General features: G+C 63.2%; 23 protein-coding genes. 10 read left to right on the top strand and 13 right to left on the bottom strand.

All coding sequences use genetic code 11. From position 1 onward, the window contains the following. Positions 1-39: 39 nt before the first annotated feature. From QD408_RS10775 to QD408_RS10740, 8 genes are read right to left on the bottom strand one after another with little or no spacing between them, the layout of a single operon-like run. Positions 40-1,938, bottom strand: a complete 1,899-nt coding sequence (locus QD408_RS10775) for an ATPase, T2SS/T4P/T4SS family (RefSeq protein ID WP_414139294.1) — start codon at positions 1,936-1,938, stop codon at positions 40-42. Between the two features lie 22 nt (positions 1,939-1,960). Then, positions 1,961-2,899, bottom strand: a complete 939-nt coding sequence (locus tag QD408_RS10770; RefSeq protein WP_414139293.1) for an RcpC/CpaB family pilus assembly protein — start codon at positions 2,897-2,899, stop codon at positions 1,961-1,963. After that, positions 2,896-3,825 carry a hypothetical protein gene (locus QD408_RS10765; protein WP_414139292.1) on the bottom strand — a complete coding sequence of 310 codons (930 nt, stop codon included), beginning with the start codon at positions 3,823-3,825 and terminating at the stop codon, positions 2,896-2,898. Before QD408_RS10765 ends, QD408_RS10770 begins: the two co-directional genes overlap by 4 nt. 1 nt (position 3,826) lies before the next feature. Next, the gene (locus tag QD408_RS10760) at positions 3,827-4,507 is read right to left on the bottom strand and encodes a TadE/TadG family type IV pilus assembly protein (protein WP_414139291.1); all 681 of its coding nucleotides are present in this window, start codon (positions 4,505-4,507) and stop codon (positions 3,827-3,829) included. Continuing rightward, positions 4,479-6,122: a Tad domain-containing protein gene (locus QD408_RS10755; RefSeq protein ID WP_088683597.1), complete on the bottom strand. Its 1,644-nt coding sequence runs from the start codon at positions 6,120-6,122 to the stop codon at positions 4,479-4,481. Before QD408_RS10755 ends, QD408_RS10760 begins: the two co-directional genes overlap by 29 nt. After that, positions 6,119-6,916: a TadE/TadG family type IV pilus assembly protein gene (locus QD408_RS10750; RefSeq protein ID WP_414139290.1), complete on the bottom strand. Its 798-nt coding sequence runs from the start codon at positions 6,914-6,916 to the stop codon at positions 6,119-6,121. Before QD408_RS10750 ends, QD408_RS10755 begins: the two co-directional genes overlap by 4 nt. A 5-nt stretch (positions 6,917-6,921) precedes the next feature. Next, positions 6,922-7,485, bottom strand: a complete 564-nt coding sequence (locus QD408_RS10745) for a prepilin peptidase (RefSeq protein WP_414139289.1) — start codon at positions 7,483-7,485, stop codon at positions 6,922-6,924. Positions 7,486-7,498: 13 nt separating this feature from the next. Then, positions 7,499-7,702 carry a hypothetical protein gene (locus tag QD408_RS10740; RefSeq protein WP_008531426.1) on the bottom strand — a complete coding sequence of 68 codons (204 nt, stop codon included), beginning with the start codon at positions 7,700-7,702 and terminating at the stop codon, positions 7,499-7,501. A gap of 509 nt (positions 7,703-8,211) precedes the next feature. On the opposite strand from QD408_RS10740, the gene QD408_RS10735 reads away from it, so the two are divergent. Further along, positions 8,212-8,343: a hypothetical protein gene (locus QD408_RS10735; RefSeq protein ID WP_008531424.1), complete on the top strand. Its 132-nt coding sequence runs from the start codon at positions 8,212-8,214 to the stop codon at positions 8,341-8,343. Next, positions 8,343-9,491 carry a CpaF family protein gene (locus QD408_RS10730; RefSeq protein ID WP_414139288.1) on the top strand — a complete coding sequence of 383 codons (1,149 nt, stop codon included), beginning with the start codon at positions 8,343-8,345 and terminating at the stop codon, positions 9,489-9,491. Before QD408_RS10735 ends, QD408_RS10730 begins: the two co-directional genes overlap by 1 nt. 250 nt (positions 9,492-9,741) lie before the next feature. Here QD408_RS10730 and QD408_RS10725 read toward each other — a convergent pair whose 3' ends face one another. Continuing rightward, entirely contained in the window at positions 9,742-10,635 is an 894-nt protein-coding gene (locus QD408_RS10725) for an NAD(P)/FAD-dependent oxidoreductase (protein WP_088683601.1), read from the bottom strand. 43 nt (positions 10,636-10,678) lie between these two features. Between QD408_RS10725 and QD408_RS10720 the strand changes: the two genes are divergently transcribed. The 3 genes from QD408_RS10720 (at position 10,679) to QD408_RS10710 (ending at position 12,471) form a co-directional block, all read left to right on the top strand. Continuing rightward, on the top strand, positions 10,679-10,822 hold the full coding sequence (locus QD408_RS10720) for a hypothetical protein (protein WP_190237489.1): 144 nt from the start codon (positions 10,679-10,681) through the stop codon (positions 10,820-10,822). Between the two features lie 101 nt (positions 10,823-10,923). Next, entirely contained in the window at positions 10,924-11,571 is a 648-nt protein-coding gene (locus tag QD408_RS10715; protein ID WP_088683603.1) for a TetR/AcrR family transcriptional regulator, read from the top strand. Positions 11,572-11,607: 36 nt separating this feature from the next. Further along, positions 11,608-12,471 (top strand): class I SAM-dependent methyltransferase, encoded by an 864-nt coding sequence (locus QD408_RS10710; RefSeq protein WP_414139287.1) that lies wholly within the window; start codon positions 11,608-11,610, stop codon positions 12,469-12,471. Positions 12,472-12,630: 159 nt separating this feature from the next. On the opposite strand, the gene QD408_RS10705 is transcribed toward QD408_RS10710, so the two are convergent. From QD408_RS10705 to QD408_RS10690, 4 genes are read right to left on the bottom strand one after another with little or no spacing between them, the layout of a single operon-like run. Then, positions 12,631-13,176: a sarcosine oxidase subunit gamma gene (locus QD408_RS10705; RefSeq protein WP_414139286.1), complete on the bottom strand. Its 546-nt coding sequence runs from the start codon at positions 13,174-13,176 to the stop codon at positions 12,631-12,633. Further along, positions 13,169-16,123 carry a sarcosine oxidase subunit alpha family protein gene (locus QD408_RS10700; protein ID WP_414139285.1) on the bottom strand — a complete coding sequence of 985 codons (2,955 nt, stop codon included), beginning with the start codon at positions 16,121-16,123 and terminating at the stop codon, positions 13,169-13,171. The genes QD408_RS10705 and QD408_RS10700 overlap by 8 nt, the downstream gene beginning before the upstream one ends. Further along, positions 16,120-16,401, bottom strand: coding sequence for a sarcosine oxidase subunit delta (locus QD408_RS10695; RefSeq protein ID WP_414139284.1), 282 nt, complete (start codon positions 16,399-16,401; stop codon positions 16,120-16,122). The genes QD408_RS10700 and QD408_RS10695 overlap by 4 nt, the downstream gene beginning before the upstream one ends. A gap of 13 nt (positions 16,402-16,414) precedes the next feature. Next, the gene (locus QD408_RS10690; protein ID WP_414139283.1) at positions 16,415-17,665 is read right to left on the bottom strand and encodes a sarcosine oxidase subunit beta family protein; all 1,251 of its coding nucleotides are present in this window, start codon (positions 17,663-17,665) and stop codon (positions 16,415-16,417) included. A gap of 87 nt (positions 17,666-17,752) precedes the next feature. On the opposite strand from QD408_RS10690, the gene QD408_RS10685 reads away from it, so the two are divergent. From QD408_RS10685 to QD408_RS10665, 5 genes are all read left to right on the top strand, one after another. Next, positions 17,753-18,709 (top strand): GlxA family transcriptional regulator, encoded by a 957-nt coding sequence (locus tag QD408_RS10685; RefSeq protein WP_414139282.1) that lies wholly within the window; start codon positions 17,753-17,755, stop codon positions 18,707-18,709. Positions 18,710-18,787: 78 nt separating this feature from the next. Then, positions 18,788-19,471: a helix-turn-helix domain-containing protein gene (locus tag QD408_RS10680; protein WP_088683609.1), complete on the top strand. Its 684-nt coding sequence runs from the start codon at positions 18,788-18,790 to the stop codon at positions 19,469-19,471. An 88-nt stretch (positions 19,472-19,559) separates the two neighbouring features. Next, the gene (locus tag QD408_RS10675) at positions 19,560-20,465 is read left to right on the top strand and encodes a class II glutamine amidotransferase (protein WP_088683610.1); all 906 of its coding nucleotides are present in this window, start codon (positions 19,560-19,562) and stop codon (positions 20,463-20,465) included. A 57-nt stretch (positions 20,466-20,522) separates the two neighbouring features. Next, on the top strand, positions 20,523-21,209 hold the full coding sequence (locus QD408_RS10670) for a protein GlxC (protein WP_414139281.1): 687 nt from the start codon (positions 20,523-20,525) through the stop codon (positions 21,207-21,209). A gap of 14 nt (positions 21,210-21,223) precedes the next feature. Further along, entirely contained in the window at positions 21,224-22,552 is a 1,329-nt protein-coding gene (locus QD408_RS10665) for an FMN-binding glutamate synthase family protein (RefSeq protein ID WP_088683612.1), read from the top strand. Position 22,553 lies beyond the last annotated feature (1 nt).

The following is a 22,553-nucleotide window of genomic DNA, read 5'->3' as shown; positions in this document are numbered from 1 at the left end:
CCCCTAAAAACAAAAGATTCCGCGAAAACCTGAGCCGCCCTAGACGAACATATCGAGTTTCTTGATCTCGCCGTCCTCGCCGAATTCGACGAGTTCCGCGACGAAAGTCGGCAGATAGCCGGTGAAGGCATGCACCGCCTGTCCGCCGGCGCGGCCGACGAGATTGAAGATCGGCTCGACGATGACGAGGCCGGTATCAGGATCGATGCCGATCACCTCCGATATCTCGGTCACGGCGCGCCGGCCGTTCTCCAGGCGGTTGAGCTGCACGACGAGTTCGACGGCGGCGACGATCTGCTGGCGGATCGCCATGACGGGCAACGAGCTCTGGCCCTGCAGCACCATCACCTCCAGGCGGGTCATCATGTCCTGCGGCGTGTTGGCGTGCGCCGTCGTCATCGAGCCGGCATGGCCGGTGTTCATCGCCTGCAGCATGTCGATCGCCTCCGCGCCGCGGCACTCGCCGACGATGATGCGGTCGGGACGCATGCGCAGCGCGTTGCGCACGAGGTCGCGGATGGTAACGCTCGTCTCGGACTCCGCCGTCTTCGGCCGCGATTGCAGATAGACGACATGGATGCCGTCAAGCTGCAGTTCGGACGTGTCTTCGACGGCGACGACGCGCTCGCCGACAGGGATGAACTGCGACAGGCTGTTCAAGAGCGTCGTCTTGCCGGAACCGGTGCCGCCAGAAACGACGATGTTCTTGCGGGCGCGCACGGCCGCCTCCAGGAAGGCGCGCATCGGCTCGCTGAGCGCACCTGCCGTAACGAGCTTGCTGATATCGAGCCGCGACTTGCCGCCGAATTTGCGGATGGTGAGGCAGGCGCCTCTGACCGCCAGCGGCGGAATGACGGCGTTGACGCGCGAGCCGTCAGGCATGCGGAAGTCGGCCATCGCCTCGCTCTCGTTGATCGAGCGGTTGGAATCGACGGCGATGCGCTCGATCACCTTCATCAGTTGCCGCTCGTTGGCGAAGGCGAAGGGATAGCGCTCCAGCAGGCCGAATTTCTCGACGTAGATCTCGTCATAACGCGTCACCATGATTTCCGAGATGACGTCGAGATCCATGAGTTCGGAGATCGTGCCCCAGCGGTACATCAGCTCCTCGATATTGGAGCGCAGGTGCGTATGGGCGATCTCGTAACGGTCGCCGGCGTTGAAAAGCGCCTGCCTGGCCTGAAAGGCAGCGCTGAAACGCGTGTCGAGCTGGGCGAAGTCCGAGCGGGTGGACTCGAAATTGAGCTTGAGCTGCAAGGCCGAGATCAGCGCTTTGCCGACATCGAAGAGGCGGCGATTGTCCTGCTCCTCGCGGATCAGCGCTGCCGCATTCGACGAGGCGTCGCGCCGCGTCGTGCGGGCGATGCGTTTGGCAAGCCAGCGATAGACGGCGTTCCTGATGACGAGGACGACGAGGTCCTGGGGCGCGCTGTCCAGTGCTTCCTTGATGAACATGTCCAGGCGTTCGCGAATGCGGCTTCGCGTCTCCTCCCGGCCGAAATCGGAGGATTTCACCAGCCGGTCGTATTGCGTGTCCTTCAGCAGGCGCTCGTGAATTTCCATCTGCAGGGCGAGCACGCGTTCCTGATCGGGAAACTGCGTCACCGCTTCGGGTGCCGCAGCCGGCTCGACGAGTTCGATCGTGACATTCGGCACCCAGATCGACATGCCGGCCGATACCGCGACCGGCGTGCCGGCCCTGAGCGGCTGGTCGTCAACCCGCGTCGGATTGCGGCCATGATGCTGCACCGACCAGCCCTGGCCGGATTTCCGCAGCACGAATTGCGGCGAGGAAACATGGCTGCCGCGCAGACGCACGACACCGGCGCCGGCGGGCAGCGAAAGCGTGCTGCTCTCGCCGACAAAATAGGTCTCATTCGAGGAGAGCGGGATCACCTCCCGTCCGCTGCCGTCCTCATAGGAAATCTTCAACAGCATGGCTCACTCCCTCACGCGGCGGTCACATGCGCGTCCAGTTGATGCTCGGCAGGTCCTCGACACTGTTGTCGGCGGGATTGCGCAGCACGAGGTTCAGGCTGCCGTTCGACTGGCCAAGGGCAAAAATCAGCATTTCGGCTTCCGACGGCGTCACTTCGACGGTCACGTTATTGTAGGTGCTATTGGCCTTGGTGATGGCACCCTCGGCAGTCGTCGCGGCGCCAACGGCCAGCACTTTGACATTTTGCAGGAAGGTACGAGTAACGACGCGGGTGCGCGAGCTGATACCGAGCTTATAGTCCTGTGCCTGCTTGCGGTAGGCGTTGACATCGTTCTCGTCGGCACCGGGATATTGAGTGAGATAGTTTTTCAGCATCTGCTCGACCGGCGACTGTGGCTGGGCCGGAGCCTGCGGCTGCCCGGCGGCAACAGGCGCCTGACCGGGAACGGCAGGAGGCTGGCCGGGGGCTCCAGGCTGGGTCGCGGCGGCAGGCGCCACGGGCTCGACCGGCTCATCGACCGTGCCGAGGATATCGACATAGCTGCCCGGCTCGACGAAGTGGCCAACCGCTGCGGCCGCATTGACGGGAAGGGTCAAAGCACGCTTGCCGGGCGCGATCATCGTCGTCAGGCGACCGCCGTCGGCATCGTCGAAATATTGGAAAAGCAGCACGGAACCGGCCGGAATGTCTGCGGCAGCCGTCCTGTCCTTCAGCCATTCCTGATAGGCGCTTGCCGCAGGCACGGCGAGCTTGGCGAGCGGCCCGAAGCTTTCCGGCAGCATGACCGGTTCGGCGAGCATGTCGGGCGTGATCGCCTGTCCCCTCGTGACCTTCCTGTCAGGCTGGAGCCGCATGAAGGCATAGGCCGTCTGCTCGTTCTTGACGCTCTCGGTCCAGAAATACAGCAGAACGCCCGTGATGAGCCCGACGATGACAGCCGCAATGAGCTTCCAGTTCATGGTGTTATTCCTTCGACGAAGGGTTGCCTGATTTGAATGACCTCGACGGTCCTGCCGTCGCTTTTGCTGCTGGTATAGAGAACGTTAGCCTCGACGCTGCCGCGCCGGCCATAAAGGGCGGTCACTCTGCCGCGCTGGGCCGGCGGCGTCTCGATGGTGAAGCCGTCGCGGGCCAGAAGATCGGCGCGTGCATCCGACCAGCGCGCGGCGGACAGCGTGCCTTTCGACACCACCGTGCGCGACATGTGGCCCTTGTCGCGATCACCGATATCGCTCAGCACCTCGACGCCCGCCAGCGGGCGCAGTGACGGCGGCAGTCTGCTGACATCGGCGGGAGCCGCAAAGGCCGGCAATGTGGCCGCGACATCGTCGAAGCGGCTCATCAGCACCTCGGTCGTCGGCGCATCGGCAGGCCGGCGGATCATGATCGAGACGCCCGGGATCGGCGCTCTCGCCGAAGGATTGTTCGGATCTTGCCGCCTGAGATAATCGAGCGCGGCCTCGCCGTCGCCGTCGAAGAAGCGCACGACCACGGCGAGATCGTCGCGGACGCGGCTCGTCCTCGGGACGATCAGCATGTTGGCGGCGATGACGGCGGTCAGCTCTTGCTTGTCGCTGCTTTTCGGCAAGGCAGGCCGGGTGTTGGCAGCCAAGACCCTCAGCCATTCGTCGGTGATATCGGAAATGCTGCGATCGCTCTGATAGGGCGTGAACTGCAGCGGCTGGCCGTTGATGACGAGATCGCGCGGCGCGCGTTCCGGAGAGCCGAGAATGCCGGCCAGCATCGAATTCAGCGTCGCCCTGAAATCCTTGTAGACCTCGGCGCGGCCCGGTGTGGCCAGGACCACGGCGGCAAGGCCGATGACGAGCGCCAGGCCGGCGAGATGGCCGGCGAAACGAAAGGAGATGCGTGTGCCCTGTCTCATCTCATTTCGCTCCCGGAAAGACGCCGTCGAAAAGATCGCCGGAGTCGCTCGCCACGTCGCGGATCTCCCGGCGCAGCGTCGGATCGTAGCCGCGGCGCGTGGTGTCGTTGTTGTGCGAGGCAAAGAGCGTCGAGTCGTCCACCGTGAAGGCATCCTTCCAGCGGATGCTCCGGATGGTATCGAGATCGTCGGAATCCCTGAACTTGTAGACGCGGTCGGCTGTTGCGGTGACCAGTTGCGGCTTCTCGTTGGCGAGATCGCCGACCATATCGCCGAAGTCGCGACCATCGCTCTTCAGCGTATTCTGCACGTCGTCCCAGACGAAGGTGCGCTGCGGATCGCCGTCGCCTTCATGGGAAGGCGTGCGCGAGCAATTCATGGCGTCTCCTCCCGGCAGGGCAGACAAGGCCGGGATCGGAAAGACGTTGGAGAAGTCGGAGGTGCAATTCAGCCCATTGGCTTCGGCGAAGGCGGCGTTGCGCATGGCGAGCATGGTTCCGACCTTCTTGGTGGAGATTCTGTTCGCATGGATGACGAAAATCACGATCAGCAGGATGACCGGCGCGGCGAGCACGAATTCGATCGAAGCAAGACCGCGCCTGTCGCGGTGCAGCCGCATCAGCAGCCCGCCGGCGGGAGCGCCGCCTGCATGTTCAGTGTGTGTTGACGGCAGCCCAGGCATTGGCTCCTCCCTGGTCGAAGACGCGCGTCAGGCCGGTGAAACTATCGGCAGCCGGACTTTGTTTGATGGTGTTGGAAACCGCGCCCATATCGTCGGCGAGTGTTGCCGGCGCAAGCGAGGCAAGCCAGTCCTGCGTATAGAGATCGAAGGCCGTGTAATTATGGACCCAGCTCTGCGCCAGTGCATAGGCGGACGGCGTCTTGTCCTTGAACAGGCGGACCTGAAGCCTGGCGCGAGGCGCACGCGAAACGACCGCCAGCGTCTGGTAATCGGTAAGCTGGTCGCCGCCGAAGGGCGTGAAGTTGAACGGGATGCGCCCCTTCAGCCAGTAGGGCTTCGGGAAGGAGACGACGGGCAGGCTGGCGCCGGCCACGGAGATCGCGCCGCCCGCCGGACCGCAGACCTGGTTCCAGATCATGTCGAACTTGCGGGTGAAATCGTTCTCGTCTTTTGTCTGCGCATCGGAATAGCGCGGCGGCACATCGATCGGCAACTGGAAGGGGTTGGTAATGCCAAAGCCGACGCCGAAGACCTTGTCCGCGAGCCAGAAGCTGACATCGAGCGCCAGTTCTTCCCAAAAGCCGAGATCGCCGGCCCATTGTTCAACGATCGCCTTGAACGGGATCTTGCTCAGATAGGCCGGTCCGAAGGCTTCATAGAAGATGTAGAACTCCACCAGTTGATCGTCGATGCCGCTCTCGTGGTTGACCCAGTCGCGGATGTGGCTGCCGTCGACACCGCCCGCCGTCAACGGCCCCTTGCCGTTGGGGAAGCCGCGATTGGCGAACTCGCCGCGCATGAGGAGTGGATCTTGTCCCTGGGTGCCATAGGACATGGCAAGGCACATTTCGGTATAGGCAGCGGCCGGATTGACGCCATCGCGATCCACCGGCAGGTTGCCGCCGGCACCTTCACCAGCCTGGCCGCAGTTTTCGCACGGCGGATGGAAAACGACGTGGTCCGATTTATTCAAGCGCACCAGATGCAGAGCTTCGTTGCCGACACGCTGCGGGAAGCTTTCGACGAGGTAATCGTTCAGGTCGTTCATCGCATCGATGATGTCACTGGACTTGTTGATGAGACCCCAGGGATCGTATTTGACTTGTGCCGCCACCGTATATGCAAGTGCTTTGGTGGCTTCGGTCGCCCGGAACCCCTGGAACGCCAGGCAAGCGCCGTAGATGATGCCGCCGACGATCGGGACCTTTTGCCAGCCGGGGCAATAGGGCATCGGCGGAAGCGGCGGCAGCAGGGATGCGGGCCCGAAGCCTTCCGTGAAGGAATATTCGGCAAGCTTCGCCAGAATGACACCCGAGCGCAGGGCCAGTTCCGCCGTCGTGAGCTGGTAGGCGACCGACGTCGCCATGACAACGGTTGCCTGGGAGGAGGCGACATTGTTCATCGCCATGATGTTGAGATAGCGTGCTTCCCAGTCGGCATGGACGAGAGCGGCGGCGTCGGCGGTATCCTGCGTGCGCTGCTTGTCGTAGATCATCTGGCCGGTGTTCAAGATCCAGACGATCATCAGCGCGAGCGCGATCGTCATGTAGAGGATGATCGGCGAGAGGAATCCGCGGTCGTCGCGGTGCAGACGTTTGATGAAGGTCGGTGTCATAGCAGGTTCACCTCCGCCGTCGAAATCGTGTAGTAGCGTCCGTCCTTCCTCTGGCCACGGGCAAAGACCCAGCCGGCATATTCGAGCAGCAGGAAACGCGCTTCCACCTTGGCGGTGACAGGCACATGCGGAGTGCGGCTGATGGCGGCATAGAGCGCCATCGGCGCGCGATCGACAGTGACGGTGACGTTCTGCGGATCGAACATGTAACGGGCCTGGTTGCGCATGGCGCGCCAGTTCTTCGAAAGGCCCGACGCATCGGCAAGGGCCTTCAGCGCCTCTTCCGGCGGCTGGCAGGCGCCGACGCATTTGAGCTGGTCGTAGGGGGCGGCCGGGATCAGCGCCAGACGGGCGGCGAGATCGGCCTTGCCGGGGGCGGCATCGTCATCGCAGGTCTTGGGGTCGATGATGCTCCGGATGGTGATCGGCAGGGCCGGGCAGAAATAGACGCGGGCGCTGCGCGCCGCCGCATAGGCGGCATAATGAGTGAAGAGGTGGTTTTTCGCCAGGATCGTAAACTGGAAGACTACGAACATGAAGAAGACGAAGATCGGCGTGACGAGCACGAAATCCATCATCGTCGTGCTGCCCGACACGTCCCTGTGAAGCTCCGATATCCGGCGCCGGCGGGCGGAAAGCCGCGGCAGCAGCAGCATCGAGGCGAAGAGTACGAGGGCGATCGCAAAGGTACCGAAGAGGGCGCCGTGATCCTCAGGGATCCAGAAGGTCCGCGAGTGCAGGATCGAACTCCAGAAGGCACCGTCGAAAGTGGGGCGTTCGAGTTCAGGGCGCATTGCCGTTACCTCACAAGGGCAAGAGGGGTGAAATCAGGTATGAACAGGCACCAGAGAAGTCCGAGGGCTGCGGCGACGCCGAAGCGGACGGTATGATCCGTTTCGCGCGGCTTCAGCACCAAAGCGGCGCTGCGGAAACCGGCAGGCAGGAGCAGGGCGAACAATCCGACAGCCCGCAGCAGCGCGCTCCAGTCAACCCTTCGCGCCATCGAGAAAACGGCGATGACGCCGCCAACCATCAGCGATGCGAGCATCACGTCGATGGCGGGCCAGAGGCCGAGAATGGCGCCGAGCGCCGCCATCAGCTTGACATCGCCGCCGCCGCAGCTTCCGGCTGCGAAGGCGATGATGAAGATCAGGCCTGCAGCGAGCAGGCCGGCAAAAGCCAGGCCGATCCCTGCCGGACCGCCGCTGATGGCTGCCAGCATGAAGCCGGTCAGCAAACACGGATAGGTCACGGCGTTCGGGATGTGACCATGGCGGTGATCGAGCACCGCCGCGGTCGTGGCGCAGGCGACGGCAAGAGCCGTCGCCGCAGGCATCTGGGTCAGATCGTAGGTCATGTCCATGACACGGATCCGCTTATTGGCCCGGCTCAGGAATTCTCTCGGCGTCGGAGAGAGCCGTGTTCTTTTCGTTGAACCACTCGCCGATCTGTTTGCCGAATGCGAGCAGGAGCAGCATCAGCGGAATGACGATCAGCGCGACGGCCAGGACGATCTGGGCCATGTCGCCGCGCTCGTCCTTGTGAAGTGCAATTGCGAGAGTCTTGAGTTTTTCAAACATCTGCGTATTCCTCGTTCCCAAGTTTGTTTCGGATCGAAGACCTTGGTGAAGATAAAGCAAGAATACGATATCGTTTCGAACCGGCACGTTGCTCGTTTCAATGATATTTTCTGCTTCGGTTTATCTTCCCCGGTGGCCAACGCTTGTTGAGCAACACCATTAAGACCCAAGAGTGCGCCCAAGGCCAGCCCTCCGTCAAGCAAACGAAACGAAGGGTTCCAATTGACTTGGAGGCATTGCCTGTTGAAACGGAATCGACGAGGGCAATTTCTAGCTAATCATCTGAATTAGCTCAATTTTCAACCCGAAGGGCGCAGCCTGCCGCGATTTGGCCCAATATCGTCCACTGCCCCATAATTGGCCAATCCTTTCAAGGCGATAGAATATCCGGGTAGGCGCAGCTATCTCACCCGCCCGCGTGGAACGCGCCCATGGCATTGCTTGGCGATCTGGATTAAGCTTATCGGACGTATTGGGCATTGACCCTTCAGTCGTTCCGGAGAAAGAACATGGAAACGATGAGCAGCGTCTTGATACTTGCATTGGTCCTCATTCCACTGATGATGTTCTTTCCGACCGCGGTTCAGATGATGGTAACGCTGTTCGGGATGAGCACTGTTCTTGTCGGGATGCCGCTCTGATGAAGGCCGTTTCCGACGATGCCGCCGAACAGGCGACCTTCCAGGTCCTGACCCGGGCGCTGGACAAGCTCTTGGGACCGATCCGCTTCCTTCTCGAGGACCCGAGCGTTTCCGAAATCCTGATCAACGGAACCTCCGACATCTTCGTCGAAAGGCGAGGCAAGCTCGAACGCGCCGATACGCGCTTCGCCAGCCGCGAGGACCTGGAATCGGCCGCGCGCAGCATTGCGCAATTCTCGGGCAAGCGGCTGACGCCGGAGGAGCCGAGCGTGGAAGCCCGTCTGCCGGATGGTTCACGCGTGCAGATGATCCAGCCGCCGGCCGCCCGCACCGGGCTCTGCATCTCCATTCGCCGCTTTCTGAAAGAGCATCGCAGCATCCGCGATCTCGTCACCCAGGGCAGCCTGACCGAGGAGTCGCTGTCGCTGCTGCAGGCAGCCGTCGGGCTGCAGAAAAACGTCATCATCTCCGGCGGCACCGGCACCGGCAAGACGACGATGCTGAACGCGCTGTCGGAAGCCTTTGCCGATCACGAACGCATCATCGTCATCGAAGACACCTCGGAACTGCAGATCCGCAAGGAGCACGTGGTCTATCTCGAAGTGACGAAGCCCGACCGTTTCGGCCGCGGCGGCGCCAGCATCCGCGACCTGTTCCGCTCGTCCCTGCGCATGCGGCCCGACCGCATCATCGTCGGCGAATGCCGCGGCGGCGAGGCGCTCGACATGATCCAGGCGATGACCTCCGGCCACAGCGGCAGCCTTTCGACCGTGCACGCCAATACACCCTACGATGCCCTGCACCGGCTGGAGACGCTGGCGCTGATGTCCGACATCGATATGCCGCTCCGGCCGCTCAGGGCCCAGATCGCCTCGGCCGTCGACGTCGTCGTCCAGATCGCCCGCTTCAAGCGCACCGGCAGACGCCGGGTGATCGAGATTTCCGAGATCAAGGGCCTCAACGACGACGGCCAGTATATCGTCGAGAGCATCTACAAGCTGGAAGGCGACGGCCATTCCAATTCCGATGGCGCACTGCTCTGGACCGGAGTCGTGCCGAGCTTCGCTTCCGATGCGATGGAAGAGCTGCAAGGTGCGGAGCGAGCGGAATGGATGAAGGCCGAAGCCGCCGCGCGGGCAACGACTTGAAAGCCTGTTGGCGGACTGTCTGCCCGGCATGATGCGTCGAGGGAGGCAAGCATAGTTACCTTCCCCGGTGTTTACTGGCGCTTCTTGCGCCAGGGTGCGTTCTTCTGCCAGTCGCCGGCCACGATGCTCCCGTAGATGGCCTTCCGGCAGGGCCTCCAGCCGGATGCCTGCTCCGGAAATCCGAGGCTGAGGAACCAGCGCCGGCGGCGCGCTCGTCCTCGCCAGAACCCGGAGAAGGAATTCGCGGCTCTCAAACCAGCATCGACTGCTGGGCGAAGATACCCGCCATCGCACCTTGCCATGATGCCGTGGTGACCGAGGGCATTCCGGGATTGGCGAGGTCGCCGGCGGCGTAGATGCCGGGCATGCTGGTCTCGCGGCGATCATCGACCTTGAGGGCGATGCCGCTGGGCGTATCGACTGTGGCGAGGCCCAGTGATTCATGCAGGCTGGCGGACGGCTTGTTGCGCGGATGGGCGAACAGGATGTCGACCGCGACATCGGGGCCGGTGTCGAGTTTGACGGTGGCGCTATGGCCCCCGTGATGGACGATCCCCGTGATCCGGCCCTCGACGACAGGTATGTTGCGAGGTGCGAGATCGGCCCGGATATCGGGCGGAATATCATGACCATCGGCGAACAGCGTCAACCTGTCGGTCCAATCGTGGAAAAGCCTGGCCTGATTGTGCGACTGCCGGCCGGACCAGACGAGGCCCCAATGCTGGCCGGCGACTTCAAAGCCGTCGCAATAGGGGCAGGGCACGATGGAGGTGCCCCAGCTTTCGGCAAAGCCGGGAACATCAGGCATCTGGTCCGCGATGCCATAGCTCAGGATCACGCGGCGCGCCTTGAGGCTTTCGCCATCGCCAGTGAGGACGGAGAAGTTGTCGATTGCGCCGGAGACACTTTCGGCCCGGGCACGGACCAGCTTGATCGTAGGATAACGCGCCAGCTGCTGCCGCGCCTCGGCCAGGATGTCCAGCGGCGGCTTGTGATCGTGGCCGAGCAGACCATGCGAGTGGCCGGCGAAGCGATTGCGCGGCAGGCCGGTATCGAGAACGGAGACCTTGCGGCGGGCACGGCCGAGCTGCAAGGCGGCGGCGAGACCGGCAAAGCTGCCGCCGATGATGATGACGTCATCCATGGTAATGGGCTCCGTGTTGCGGATGGAGAGGGTTGAGTTGGGCTTGGCGCGCAATATCGTCCAGCGATACGCATTCGAGACGGGCAGCGAGCAGGGCTTCGGCATCGGCGTGAAATTCGCCCATCACTGTTTTGGCAGTCGGCACAATGCCGCATTCGATATCGCCGTGCGGCCAGGGGAAACTTGATTTGGAGGACAGGATAAAATCCCCTCTTTAACTTGCATATTTTTGATACTACATGGTATCGTAAAGCATGAATAACGATACTGTCAAGGATCTTAATAGTCGTGTCCGAAAATAGTCGAGGCCGGCGCGGCCGGCCAGCCAACGAGGCGCTTGGCCAAACGATAGTCGACGTAGCATACGAACTCTTTGTGGAATTGGGTTTTCAAGCGACGACATTGGACAAGGTCACCCAGCGAGCGAAGATATCAAAGCTCAGCATCTATCGGCACTTCGAGAACAAGGAGGCGCTGTTCAGCGCGGCCGTCGCCACCCGCTGCCATCAGTTTGCACCACAAGCCCTTTTTGAAGGCGTCGACGGTTCGGCCGAAGATCAACTCATGGCGCTGGGATCATCCCTCCTTCGCACGCTGTTGAGCCCGGACGTCCGCAGTGTCGAAGCCATGGTCATGGCCGACAAGACGAACCAAAAGTCGTTAAGCAAGCTCCATTACGAAGCCGGCCCCGCCCATATCATCGCCCAAATCGAGGCCCTGTTGCGCCAGTTGCACGCGAAGGCGGTTCTGAACGTGCCCGATCCTCTCCGGTCTGCCCGCTTGTTTGCCGCGCTTTTCAAAGGCTCCGATCTCCTGCTTGTCGCACGCTTCGATGAGGCTAAAGCAGAGGACGACGACGAGATCGAATCCTATTGCCGGTCGGCCGTCGCCATGTTCATCGCCGCGCACGGTCGCAACAACCAGGCGGGGGGATAGCCTGGTTAAAGAACGGATCAGAACAAGGACCATGGCATGACAGAGAAAGATGTTTATCAGGTAGCCGACTGGAAAGGCCAAAGCGGGGAGCGCTGGGTCGCCTACCAGGCCCGGCTCGATGCAATGATGGCGGTGTTTGGCCAGGCCGCGATCGAAGCAGCCGCGCCCGTCGCGGGTGAACGCGTGCTGGACGTCGGCTGCGGCGCGGGAGCGTCTAGTCTGGACCTAGCCGATCGCGTCGGCGCGGGAGGCCATGTGCTAGGCGTGGACATATCCGAACCGTTGATCGATAGAGCGCGCGCGCTAGCACCGCAGCATTCGGCGGCCATGTTCCAAGTGGCCGACGCCAGCAGCGCCGAGCTTCCAAAAGGGGCGTTCGACATTCTGTTCTCGCGTTTCGGGGTGATGTTTTTTGACGATCCCGCGGCGGCCTTCACTCATATGCGCCGCGCGCTCCGGCCGGGCGGCCGGGTCGCTTTCGTCTGCTGGCGCAGCATAGCCGAGAACGATTGGGTGCGTTTGCCGATGGGCGCGATGAAAGGAATCATCCCGCCGATGACGCCGCCCGGTCCCGAAGCGCCCGGCCCGTTCTCGTTTGGTGACCAGGGGCGTGTGGCGCGTATTCTAACGGCGGCTGGCTTCACCGATGTCGCTATCGCGCCCTTCGATGCCTCCATCCCATTCGGCAAGGGGGAGACGCGGGATGCGGCGCTCGACGACGCGGTGAAGATGACACTCGAGGTCGGCCCGCTGGCACGCTCTCTCGCTGATCAGCCCGACGATATCCGCGTCCGCGCCTCGGCTGCGGTTCGTGCCGTCTTCGCGGGCTGCACTCGCGAGCGGTCGGTGATGATCGACGGCGCAGTGTGGATCGTCACGGCGCGCAATCCGGCAAGCTGACAGGGATTGACCGGCGTTATAGCCCTCAACATGCCACGGCAAGCGCGGCGGGCAGAGCCTTGTTTGCGATCTCGCGACGGGGGAAATAGAGCAGCAACGACGCCGATCATCTCTTTCCATCCATGGACAAACATTGGCAGTTGACGGCAACGATAGCCTTTATGCGCTATCCTTTTCGGCGCTTGTCGCCATATGCTTAAGCTCGTGCCACAGACTTTCGGCAAAACTGCGCAGGACCGTGAGTTCGAAGCTGTCGTCGCCGGTGCGCGCGATCTGCACGGAGATATGACCGACCATCGTCATCGCCGCACTGCCTTCCGGGAAGACGGCGGGATCGAGATCGATGGCCGTGCCCTTTGAAAGAAGCAGGCGTGAGGATCGGCCGGAAACGCCGATGCGGACCCGCCCGTGGCTCTGGTCCATGACGAAAGCTTTTCCAGCGAGTACGGCTGCGAGCGCGTCGAGACTTGCCGGCAGAAGCGGCTCGTCACCGGCGACGAACCATTGGTGGAAGCCGGCCTTGCGGACCGAGCTGTTCGTAAAGCGGGCTTTGGCCAATTCCGCGGCAAGTGCCGCCGGCTCGATCGCGCCGAGCACGTGCAGCAAATAGCCCTCCGGCAACGCCTCCAGCCGGATGCCTGCTCCGGAGATGCCGTTATATGCCGTCCCGGCAAGAACCGGTTTGTGCTGGGGAAGATCAGGCATGAAGCTTCTCGTTTTCGGGATCGATGAAGACGGGATGGCAGAGCACCGCATCGGTGAATTCGTTGCGCAGGCCGTTCCAGACCGTCACCTTTTCGCCGATGCGTTCCGGTCCACGCTTGACGAGCGCAAGGCCGATCGTATGGCCGAGGCTCGGCGAGAAGGCGCTTGAGGTGACATAGCCCTGGTCGTTTTCGAGCGTCGCCGCAGCACCCTCGGCGAGGATATGCGAGCCGGTGCGGAAGCCGCTTGCCGGATTGAGCGGCTTGACGCCGACAAGGCGCGGGCGCTCGGGATGCTGCAGGCCCTCGCGGGCAAGCATCGCCTTGCCGATGAAATCTGGCTTGGTCGATGAAACCATGCGGCCGAAACCGAGATCGCCAGGTGTTACCGTGCCGTTGATCTCGGCATGGGTGACGTGGCCCTTTTCGATGCGCATGACGCCGAGCGCTTCGACGCCGTAGGGTGAGATGCCGTGCTTTTCCCCTGATGCCATGATGGCATCGGCAACACTTTCGCCGTAGCCGGCCGGCACGGCCAGCTCGTAGGCGAGTTCGCCCGAGAAGGAAATCCGGAAGAGCCGGCCTTCGAGGCGGCCGCCGAATAAGGACACCTTGCGGGCGCTCATGAAGGGGAAGGCCGCATCCGATATATCCTCGTCGACGATCTCGGAGAGGATTGCGCGCGACTTCGGCCCGGCAACCGCCATCTGCGCCCATTGATCGGTCGAGGAGGCGAAGCAGACGTCGAGTTCCGGCCACAGCGTCTGGGCGCAGAATTCGAGATGGGTGAGCACGCCGGCGGCGAGCGCCGTCGTCGTCGTCATGAAGAAATGGTCTTCGCTGAAGCGGCTGGTGGTGCCGTCGTCATAGATGAAGCCGTCTTCGCGCAGCATGATGCCGTAACGCGCCTTGCCGACCGCCAGCTTGGCAAAGCCGTTGCAATAGACCCGGTCGAGGAAGGTCGCTGCATCCTTGCCGAAGATTTCGATCTTGCCGAGGGTGGAGACGTCGCAGAGGCCGGCATTCTTGCGGATGTTCAGCACTTCGCGATCGACGCTTTCGCGCCATGTCGTCTCGCCGGCGCGCGGGAACCAGGAGGAGCGATACCAGAGACCGGTTTCGACGAAGACCGCGCCGTTCTTTTTCGCCCAGCCATGCAGCGGCGATTTGCGCGCCGGCTGGAAATCCTTGCCGCGCGACGCCCCGGTCAAAGCGCCGAAGGAGACCGGCGTATAGAAGGGCCGGAAAGTCGTCGTTCCCACCTCGGCAGGCGACACGCCGCGCGCCTCGGCAAGAATGCCGATGGCGTTGATGTTGGAGAGCTTGCCCTGGTCGGTCGCCATGCCGCTGGTGGTATAACGCTTGGCAAGCTCGACATGGCCGTAGCCTTCGCGCACGGCAAGGCCGAGGTCCTTGAGATGCACGTCGTTCTGATAGTCGACGAAAGCCTTGCCCTTCGAGCCTTTGACCGACCAGAGCGGCTTTGCGCGCTGAGCCGTTTCGGTGGCAGAAGCAAAGGCCGGTTCCGCGGCGAGGCCGATTGCCTGCAATGCGGCGGCGGCCTTTGCCGCACCATCACCGAGGCAGGCTGTGGTCTGCGCAAGGCCGGCGGCCGCGCCGGCAACGGCAAGTCCTTCCTGCGCAGACGGCGCCAGAAAGGCCGAGGCCTCCTCCGACCACTGCGGCTTGCCGCCGCGATGGCAGGCAAGATGAATGATAGGGCTCCAGCCGCCGGACATCCCAAGCGCATCGGCTTCGATCCGGCGAAGGCCGCCTGAGGTCTCGATGCTGACGCCGCGCAGGCGCTTGCCGCCCTCTGCATCGATGACCCGGGCGCCTCGCAGAACCTCGGCGCGGCCCTGCCAGCTCTTGCCGCCATCGGCGCGGCTGTCGACGATCGCGGCAACTCGAAGGCCGGCGGCTTCGAGGTCGGCGGCAGTGTCATATGCGGTATCGTTGGTGGTGAAGATCACCGTGCCTTGGCCAGGTGCTACCGCCTGCCGATTGAGATAGCTGCGCATGGCGCTTGCCATCATCACGCCGGGAATGTCGTTGCCGCCGAAAACGAGCGGCCGCTCCTCGGCTCCTGTCGCCAGGATCGCCTGGCGGGCGACGATGCGCCACAACCGTTCGACCGGACGATCCGGATCGGGCAGCGCCACATGTTTCTGCACACGTTCGACGGCGCCGAAGACATTGTCGTCGTACCAGCCGAACACCGTCGTGCGCGGCAGCCGGCGCACATTCGCCAGCCCTTCGAGTTCGGCCAGTAGCTCGCCGAGAAGAGCGTCCGCCGGCTTGCCGTCGACGGCGCCGCTGTCCGAGAGCAGGCTGCCGCCGAGTTCGGGGCCTTCGTCTGCGAGAATGACGCGCGCGCCGGCGCGGCCGGCCGTCAGTGCCGCGGCAAGGCCGGCAGGGCCGGAGCCGATCACCAGCAGGTCGCAATGCGCCCAGCATTTCTCGTAAATATCAGGATCGGCTTCGTAGGAGGCCCGGCCGAGGCCTGCCGCCTTGCGGATCACCGGCTCGTAGAGTTTTTCCCAGAGGGCCGCCGGCCACATGAAGGTCTTGTAGTAGAAGCCGGCGCTGAGGAACGGCGAGAGCAGCCCGTTCACCGCGCCGACATCGAAGCCGAGCGAAGGCCAGCGGTTCTGGCTCCTTGCCGCCAGCCCCTCGTAAAGCTCGATCATCGTCGCGCGCGTATTCGGCTCGGTGCGCCCGCCGCTGCCTGTCGTCACCAGCGCGTTCGGCTCGGCGGCCCCCGCCGTCAGGATGCCGCGCGGGCGGTGATACTTGAAGCTGCGGCCGACGAGCTGGATACCGTTGCCAAGCAGCGCCGAAGCGAGCGTGTCGCCCGGATGGCCTTGCAGCGCCTTGCCGTCGAAGGTGAAGCCCAATGTCCTGGCGCGGTCGATGCGGCCACCGGAGGAAAGACGGAAGCTCGTCATGCCGATTCTCCGCCAAGCTTGGCAAGGGCGGCATCCCTGACGCCATGGACCACATGGGTGACGGTATCACGCTCGACGATCAGCCAGCGACGGCATCCGGAAGAGTGGTGCCAATATTCTCTGTGCCGGCCCTTCGGATTGTCGCGCAGATAGACATAGTCGTACCAGGCATCCGCGCCGGCATCGGGCGCCGGCCGGACAAGGTTCGCATCGCCGCGGATCGAGAATTCCTCCTTGGGCCGGGCGCCGCAATGGGGACATGAAATCAGGCTCGCCATAATCTAAATGTCCTCAGTGCAGATTGGGCTGGGCGCCGACGCCCTTTTCATCGATCTGATAGCCGCGCGCGAAACGGTCGAGCCGGAAGGCGCGCGCCGTCTGGTGCGGCGTATTGCGGGCGATCAGATGGGCGTAGCAGAAGCCGGAGGCGGGGGTGGCCTTGAAGCCGCCGTAACACCAGCCGGCGTTGAGATAGAGATTGTCGATATGGGTGCGGTCGATGATTGGCGAGCCGTCCATGCTCATGTCCATGACGCCGCCCCAGGAGCGCAGGTAGCGCACACGCGACAGCGACGGGATCATCGCGATGCCGGCTTCGGCGACATGCTCGACGGTCGCGAGATTGCCGCGCTGGGCGTAAGAATTGTAACCGTCGATATCGCCGCCGAAGACCAACCCGCCCTTGTCCGACTGGGACACATAGAAATGCCCGGCGCCGAAGGTGACGACATTGTCGATGAAGGGTTTCAGCCCTTCGGAGACGAAGGCCTGCAGCACATGGCTTTCGATCGGCAGGCGGAGGCCGGCCATATCGGCGACGACGGTGGAATTGCCGGCGGCCGCGAGCGCCAGCTTGCCGCAGCCGATGAAGCCCCGGCTGGTCTCGACGCCGGTGACTTCACCGTTTTCCGTGCGGATGCCGGTCACCTCGCATTGGGTGATGATATCGACACCGCGGCTGTCCGCGCCGCGGGCATAACCCCAGGCGACCGCGTCATGGCGCACCGTGCCGCCGCGCGGCTGGAAGAGGCCGCCCATGACGGGGAAGCGGGCATTGTCGAAATCGAGGAAGGGCAATTTCTTGCGCACCGCCTGCCGGTCGAGAAGTTCGGCATCGACCCCGTGCAGCCGCATGGCGTTGCCGCGGCGCGTATAGGCGTCGCGCTGCGCGTCGGAATGGAAGAGGTTGAGGACGCCGCGCTGCGAGACCATGGCGTTGAAGTTGAAGTCCTGCTCCAAGCCTTCCCAGAGCTTCATCGACAGCTCGTAGAAGGGATTGTTGCCGGGAAGCAGGTAGTTCGAGCGAATGATCGTCGTGTTCCTGCCGATATTGCCGGAACCGAGATAGCCCTTTTCGAGAACGGCGACATTGGTGATGCCGAACTCCTTGGCGAGATAATAGGCGGTGGCAAGACCATGGCCGCCGCCGCCGACGATGATGACGTCGTAATGCGGCTTCGGTGCGGGATCGCGCCAGGCCGGCGCCCAGCTCTTGTTGCCGCGAAGGCCGTTCAGGAAGATCGAAAAAGCGGAATAGCGCATGGGTGAATCCGAAAAGAACAGGCCCATGATGACAGAAAGACCGCATTCGACTTGCGTAATAAGGACACTTGCAGCTAGAAAAGAGACATGTCCTCCGATACCAGAAACGTCCAGGCGGTCGGCTTCATCCTGATTCCGGGATTTGCACTGATGTCCTATGCCTCGGCGACCGAGCCGTTGCGGGCGGCAAACCTTCTGGCCGGACGAGAGATCTATCGCGTCTCGACCTTTTCGCCGGATGGCGCGCCGGCGCTTTCCTCCTCCGGCGTCAGCGTGCCCGCCGAACCTCTTCCCCTCAGGGGATCGGGCCTCGGCACCGCCTTCGTCTGCGCCGGCGGCTCGCCTCGGGAGTGGCGATATCCGGGCGTACTTGCCTGCCTGAGGCAGCTGTCGCGCGAGGGCGTGAGGATCGGCGGGATTTCCGGCGGCCCTTATCTGATGGCCGCCGCCGGGTTGCTTGCCGGCCGCGACTTCACCATCCACTGGGAATATGCGGCCGCCCTTCTCGAAGCCTTCCCGGACCTCACGCCGCGCCAGGCGCGCTTCATGATCGACGGCAACCGCATCAGCTGCGGCGGCGGCATCTCCGCCCTCGATATGATGCATGTGCTGATCGGCGAGCGCATGGGGCCGGATTTCGCCCGCCGGGTCAGCGACTGGTATCTGCACACGGAGGTCAACGAACCCGCCGCGCCGCAGCGCGCCTCGCTCGCCGAACGCTACGGCGTCCACCACCCCGGCCTGCTCAACGTTCTCGAACGGATGGAGGAGACGATCGAGATGCCGCTCGACCGGGCCGCCATGGCGCGCATTGCAGGCGTCACGCCCCGTCATCTCGACCGGCTGTTTTCAGCCCATCTCGGAACCACCTTCCTCGATCAATATCACAGGATCAGGCTGCAGCATGCCCAACGGCTGCTGAAGCAGAGCCCGCTCTCCATATCGGAAATCGCGGTCGCCACCGGCTTTTCCAGTCCGAGCCATTTTTCCCGCATGTTCCGCACGGTTTACGGCATCGCTCCGCGTCAGGCGCGACAGGAATAGGCTTTCCTCACGGTTGAGAAAATTTCACTGCCACGATAGGGTCGCCTTCGAATAAAACAGAAGGCGACGGGAAAATCGATGAACTCCAAAGGTGACGCTGCGGACAAGCAGGAACACGCAGCCGGCGGGCGGGTCCCTTTTTCTCAGGATCCCCACGCCGTTCGGGAACCGAAGGAAAACAACCTCGAAATGGCGATCGGCCACGAGGTCCGCGCCTATCGCAAGAAACTCGGCATTACCGTCACCGATCTCGCGGCCGCGACCGGCATTTCCCTCGGCATGCTGTCGAAGATCGAGAACGGCAACATTTCGCCGTCGCTGACGACGCTGCAATCGCTGTCGCGGGCGCTCGGCGTGCCGCTGACGGCCTTCTTTCGCCGCTATGAAGAACCGCGCAATGCCGTCTTCGTCAAGGCGGGGCAGGGTGTCGAACTCGAACGGCGCGGCACCCGCGCCGGCCACCAGTATAATCTGCTCGGCCATATCGACAACAATACCAGCGGGGTCATCGTCGAGCCTTATCTCATCACGCTGACGGCCGATTCCGACGTCTTCCCGACCTTCCAGCACGAGGGCATGGAGTTCCTCTACATGCTCGAGGGCGAGGTGATCTATCGCCACGGTGATCAGCTTTTCCATATGCAGCCGGGCGACAGCCTGTTCTTCGACGCCGATGCGCCGCACGGGCCGGAGCAGCTGGTGAAACTGCCGAGCAAATACCTCTCGATCATCAGCTATCCCCAGCTGAACTCCAGAAGCTGACTTGCCTGAGAAGAAAAAATTATTCTTCCAAGTTGAACTCCACAAATAGACCTGCTAGTCCTTTCTCAACACGAAAGGAGGCACGGCTATGTGCGGCATTGTTGGATTGTTCCTCAAGGACAAGAGCCTTGAGCCCCAGCTGGGAAACCTGCTCTCGGACATGCTGATCACCATGACCGATCGCGGGCCGGATTCGGCCGGCATCGCGATCTATGGCGGCTCTGCCGAGGGCAAGGCGAAAATCACCATCCAGTCCGCCAATCCGGGTGTGGACTTCGAAGGCCTTGCCGGCGACCTGGAGAAAGCCGGCATCAAGGCTCACGTGTGGATCAAGAGCACGCATGCGGTCATCGAGCTTGATGCCTCCAAGCTTGGAGACGTGCGCGAGGCGCTCGAACGTATCCGCCCGTCAGTCCGCCTCATGGGCTCGGGTGAAAGCGTCGAAATCTACAAGGAAATCGGTCTCCCGAAAGACGTCGTTGCCCGCTTCGGCGTCCGCGCGATGAGCGGAACTCACGGCATCGGCCATACCCGCATGGCGACCGAATCCGCCGTCACCACGCTCGGCGCCCATCCGTTCTCGACCGGCGCCGACCAGTGCCTCGTGCACAACGGTTCGCTCTCCAACCACAACAATCTGCGCCGCGAACTGGTGCGCGAAGGCATGACCTTCGAGACGCAGAACGATTCCGAAGTCGCCGCCGCCTATCTCACAGCCGAAATGGCCAAGGGCAAAGATCTCGGCCAGGCGCTGACCGGCGCGCTCGACGATCTCGACGGCTTCTTCACCTTCGTCGTCGGCACCAAGTCCGGCTTCGGCGTGGTGCGCGACCCCATCGCCTGCAAGCCCGCCGTCATGGCCGAGACGGACCAGTATGTCGCCTTCGGCTCGGAATACCGCGCGCTGGTCAACCTTCCCGGCATCGAGAATGCCCGCGTCTGGGAGCCGGAGCCGGCAACCGTTTACTTCTGGGATCACGACAAGGCCGCCTGAGGGGCGCCTGAAAGCCAAGAGGCGGCTCGGGCCGTCTCTCCGACCAACGAGGTACCAATGCCCACATTCGATCTTTCCAACACCCCTCTCCGCGAACTGAATAGCGCCCTGCATGCCCTGTCCAAAGGGGCGAACGACACCGAATTCGAAGTCATCAACCCGCGCGGTAGCCATGCCGTCGCCGTCGGCATCGACAGCCCGGTCACGGTCGCCATCAGAGGATCGGTCGGCTACTACTGCGCCGGCATGAACGACGGCGGCAGGGTTACGGTTCATGGCTCGGCCGGTCCGGGCGTTGCCGAAAACATGATGTCCGGCACCGTGGTCATCGAGGGCGACGCCAGCCAGTATGCCGGCGCCACGGGCCGGGGCGGCCTGCTCGTCATCAAGGGCAATGCGGCGTCGCGCTGCGGCATTTCGATGAAGGGCATCGACATCGTCGTTCACGGCAGCATCGGCCACATGTCGGCCTTCATGGGCCAGTCCGGCCATCTCGTCGTGCTCGGCGACGCCGGCGATGCGCTGGGGGATTCGCTTTACGAAGCCAAGCTGTTCGTCCGCGGCGAGGTCAAGAGCCTCGGCTCCGACTGCATCGAGAAGGAGATGCGGCCGGAGCATCTGGAAAAGCTTGCCGAGCTGCTCGACAAGGCGGGCGTGACAGGCGTCAGGCCCGAAGAGTTCAAGCGCTACGGCTCGGCCCGCAAGCTCTACAATTTCAACATCGACAACGCCGACGCGTACTGAGGCGAGGGACATCCATGAGCTATCACAACCCTTATACCCCGCCACGCAAGTCCGCGACCTTCGACGATTATACGCTCGCCGAAATCCGCCGCGCGGCCGCTACCGGCATCTACGACATCCGCGGCGCCGGCACCAAGCGCAAGGTTCCGCATTTCGACGATCTGCTGTTCCTCGGCGCCTCCATCTCGCGCTATCCGCTCGAAGGCTATCGGGAGAAGTGCGACACGACGGTGGTGCTCGGCTCGCGTTTCGCCAAGAAGCCGATCACGCTGAAGACGCCGATCACTATTGCCGGCATGAGCTTCGGCGCGCTGTCCGGCAATGCCAAGGAAGCGCTCGGCCGCGGTGCGACGATCGCAGGCACGTCGACCACGACAGGCGACGGAGGCATGACGGACGAGGAGCGCGGCCATTCGCAGACGCTGGTCTACCAATACCTGCCTTCGCGCTACGGCATGAATCCGAAGGACCTGCGCCGCGCCGATGCCATCGAAGTCGTGGTCGGCCAGGGCGCCAAGCCCGGTGGCGGCGGCATGCTGCTCGGCCAGAAGATCTCCGACCGCGTCGCCAATATGCGCAACCTGCCGAAGGGCATCGACCAGCGCTCGGCCTGCCGCCATCCGGACTGGACCGGCCCCGACGATCTCGAAATCAAGATCATGGAGCTGCGCGAGATCACCGATTGGGAAAAGCCGATCTACGTCAAGGTCGGCGGCGCGCGCCCCTATTACGACACGGCCCTTGCCGTGAAGGCGGGTGCCGACGTCGTCGTGCTCGACGGCATGCAGGGCGGCACGGCGGCCACACAGGACGTCTTCATCGAGAATGTCGGCATGCCGACACTCGCCTGCATTCGCCCGGCCGTTCAGGCGCTGCAGGACCTCGGCATGCATCGGAAGGTGCAGCTCATCGTTTCCGGCGGCATCCGCTCCGGCGCCGACGTTGCCAAGGCGCTGGCGCTCGGCGCCGACGCGGTGGCGATCGGCACGGCGGCACTTGTGGCGATCGGCGACAATGATCCGCACTGGGAAGAGGAATATCAGAAGCTCGGCACCACGGCCGGCGCCTATGACGATTGGCATGAAGGCAAGGATCCGGCCGGCATCACCACCCAGGATCCGGAACTCGCAAAGCGCCTCGACCCGGTTGCGGCCGGCCGCCGCCTTGCCAACTACCTCAAGGTGATGACGCTCGAGGCGCAGACGATCGCGCGCGCCTGCGGCAAGAACCACCTGCACAACCTCGAGCCGGAAGACCTCGTCGCGCTGACGATCGAGGCATCGGCCATGGCGCAGGTGCCGCTCGCCGGCACCAACTGGATTCCCGGCAAGGGAGGCTTCTGAT

It is taken from the genome of Rhizobium sp. BR 249 (genome assembly GCF_047445895.1).
Classification (GTDB): Bacteria; Pseudomonadota; Alphaproteobacteria; order Rhizobiales; family Rhizobiaceae; genus Rhizobium.
The sequence above is the reverse complement of the archived record's forward strand: the minus strand, read 5'-3'. Positions and strand labels throughout refer to the sequence as shown.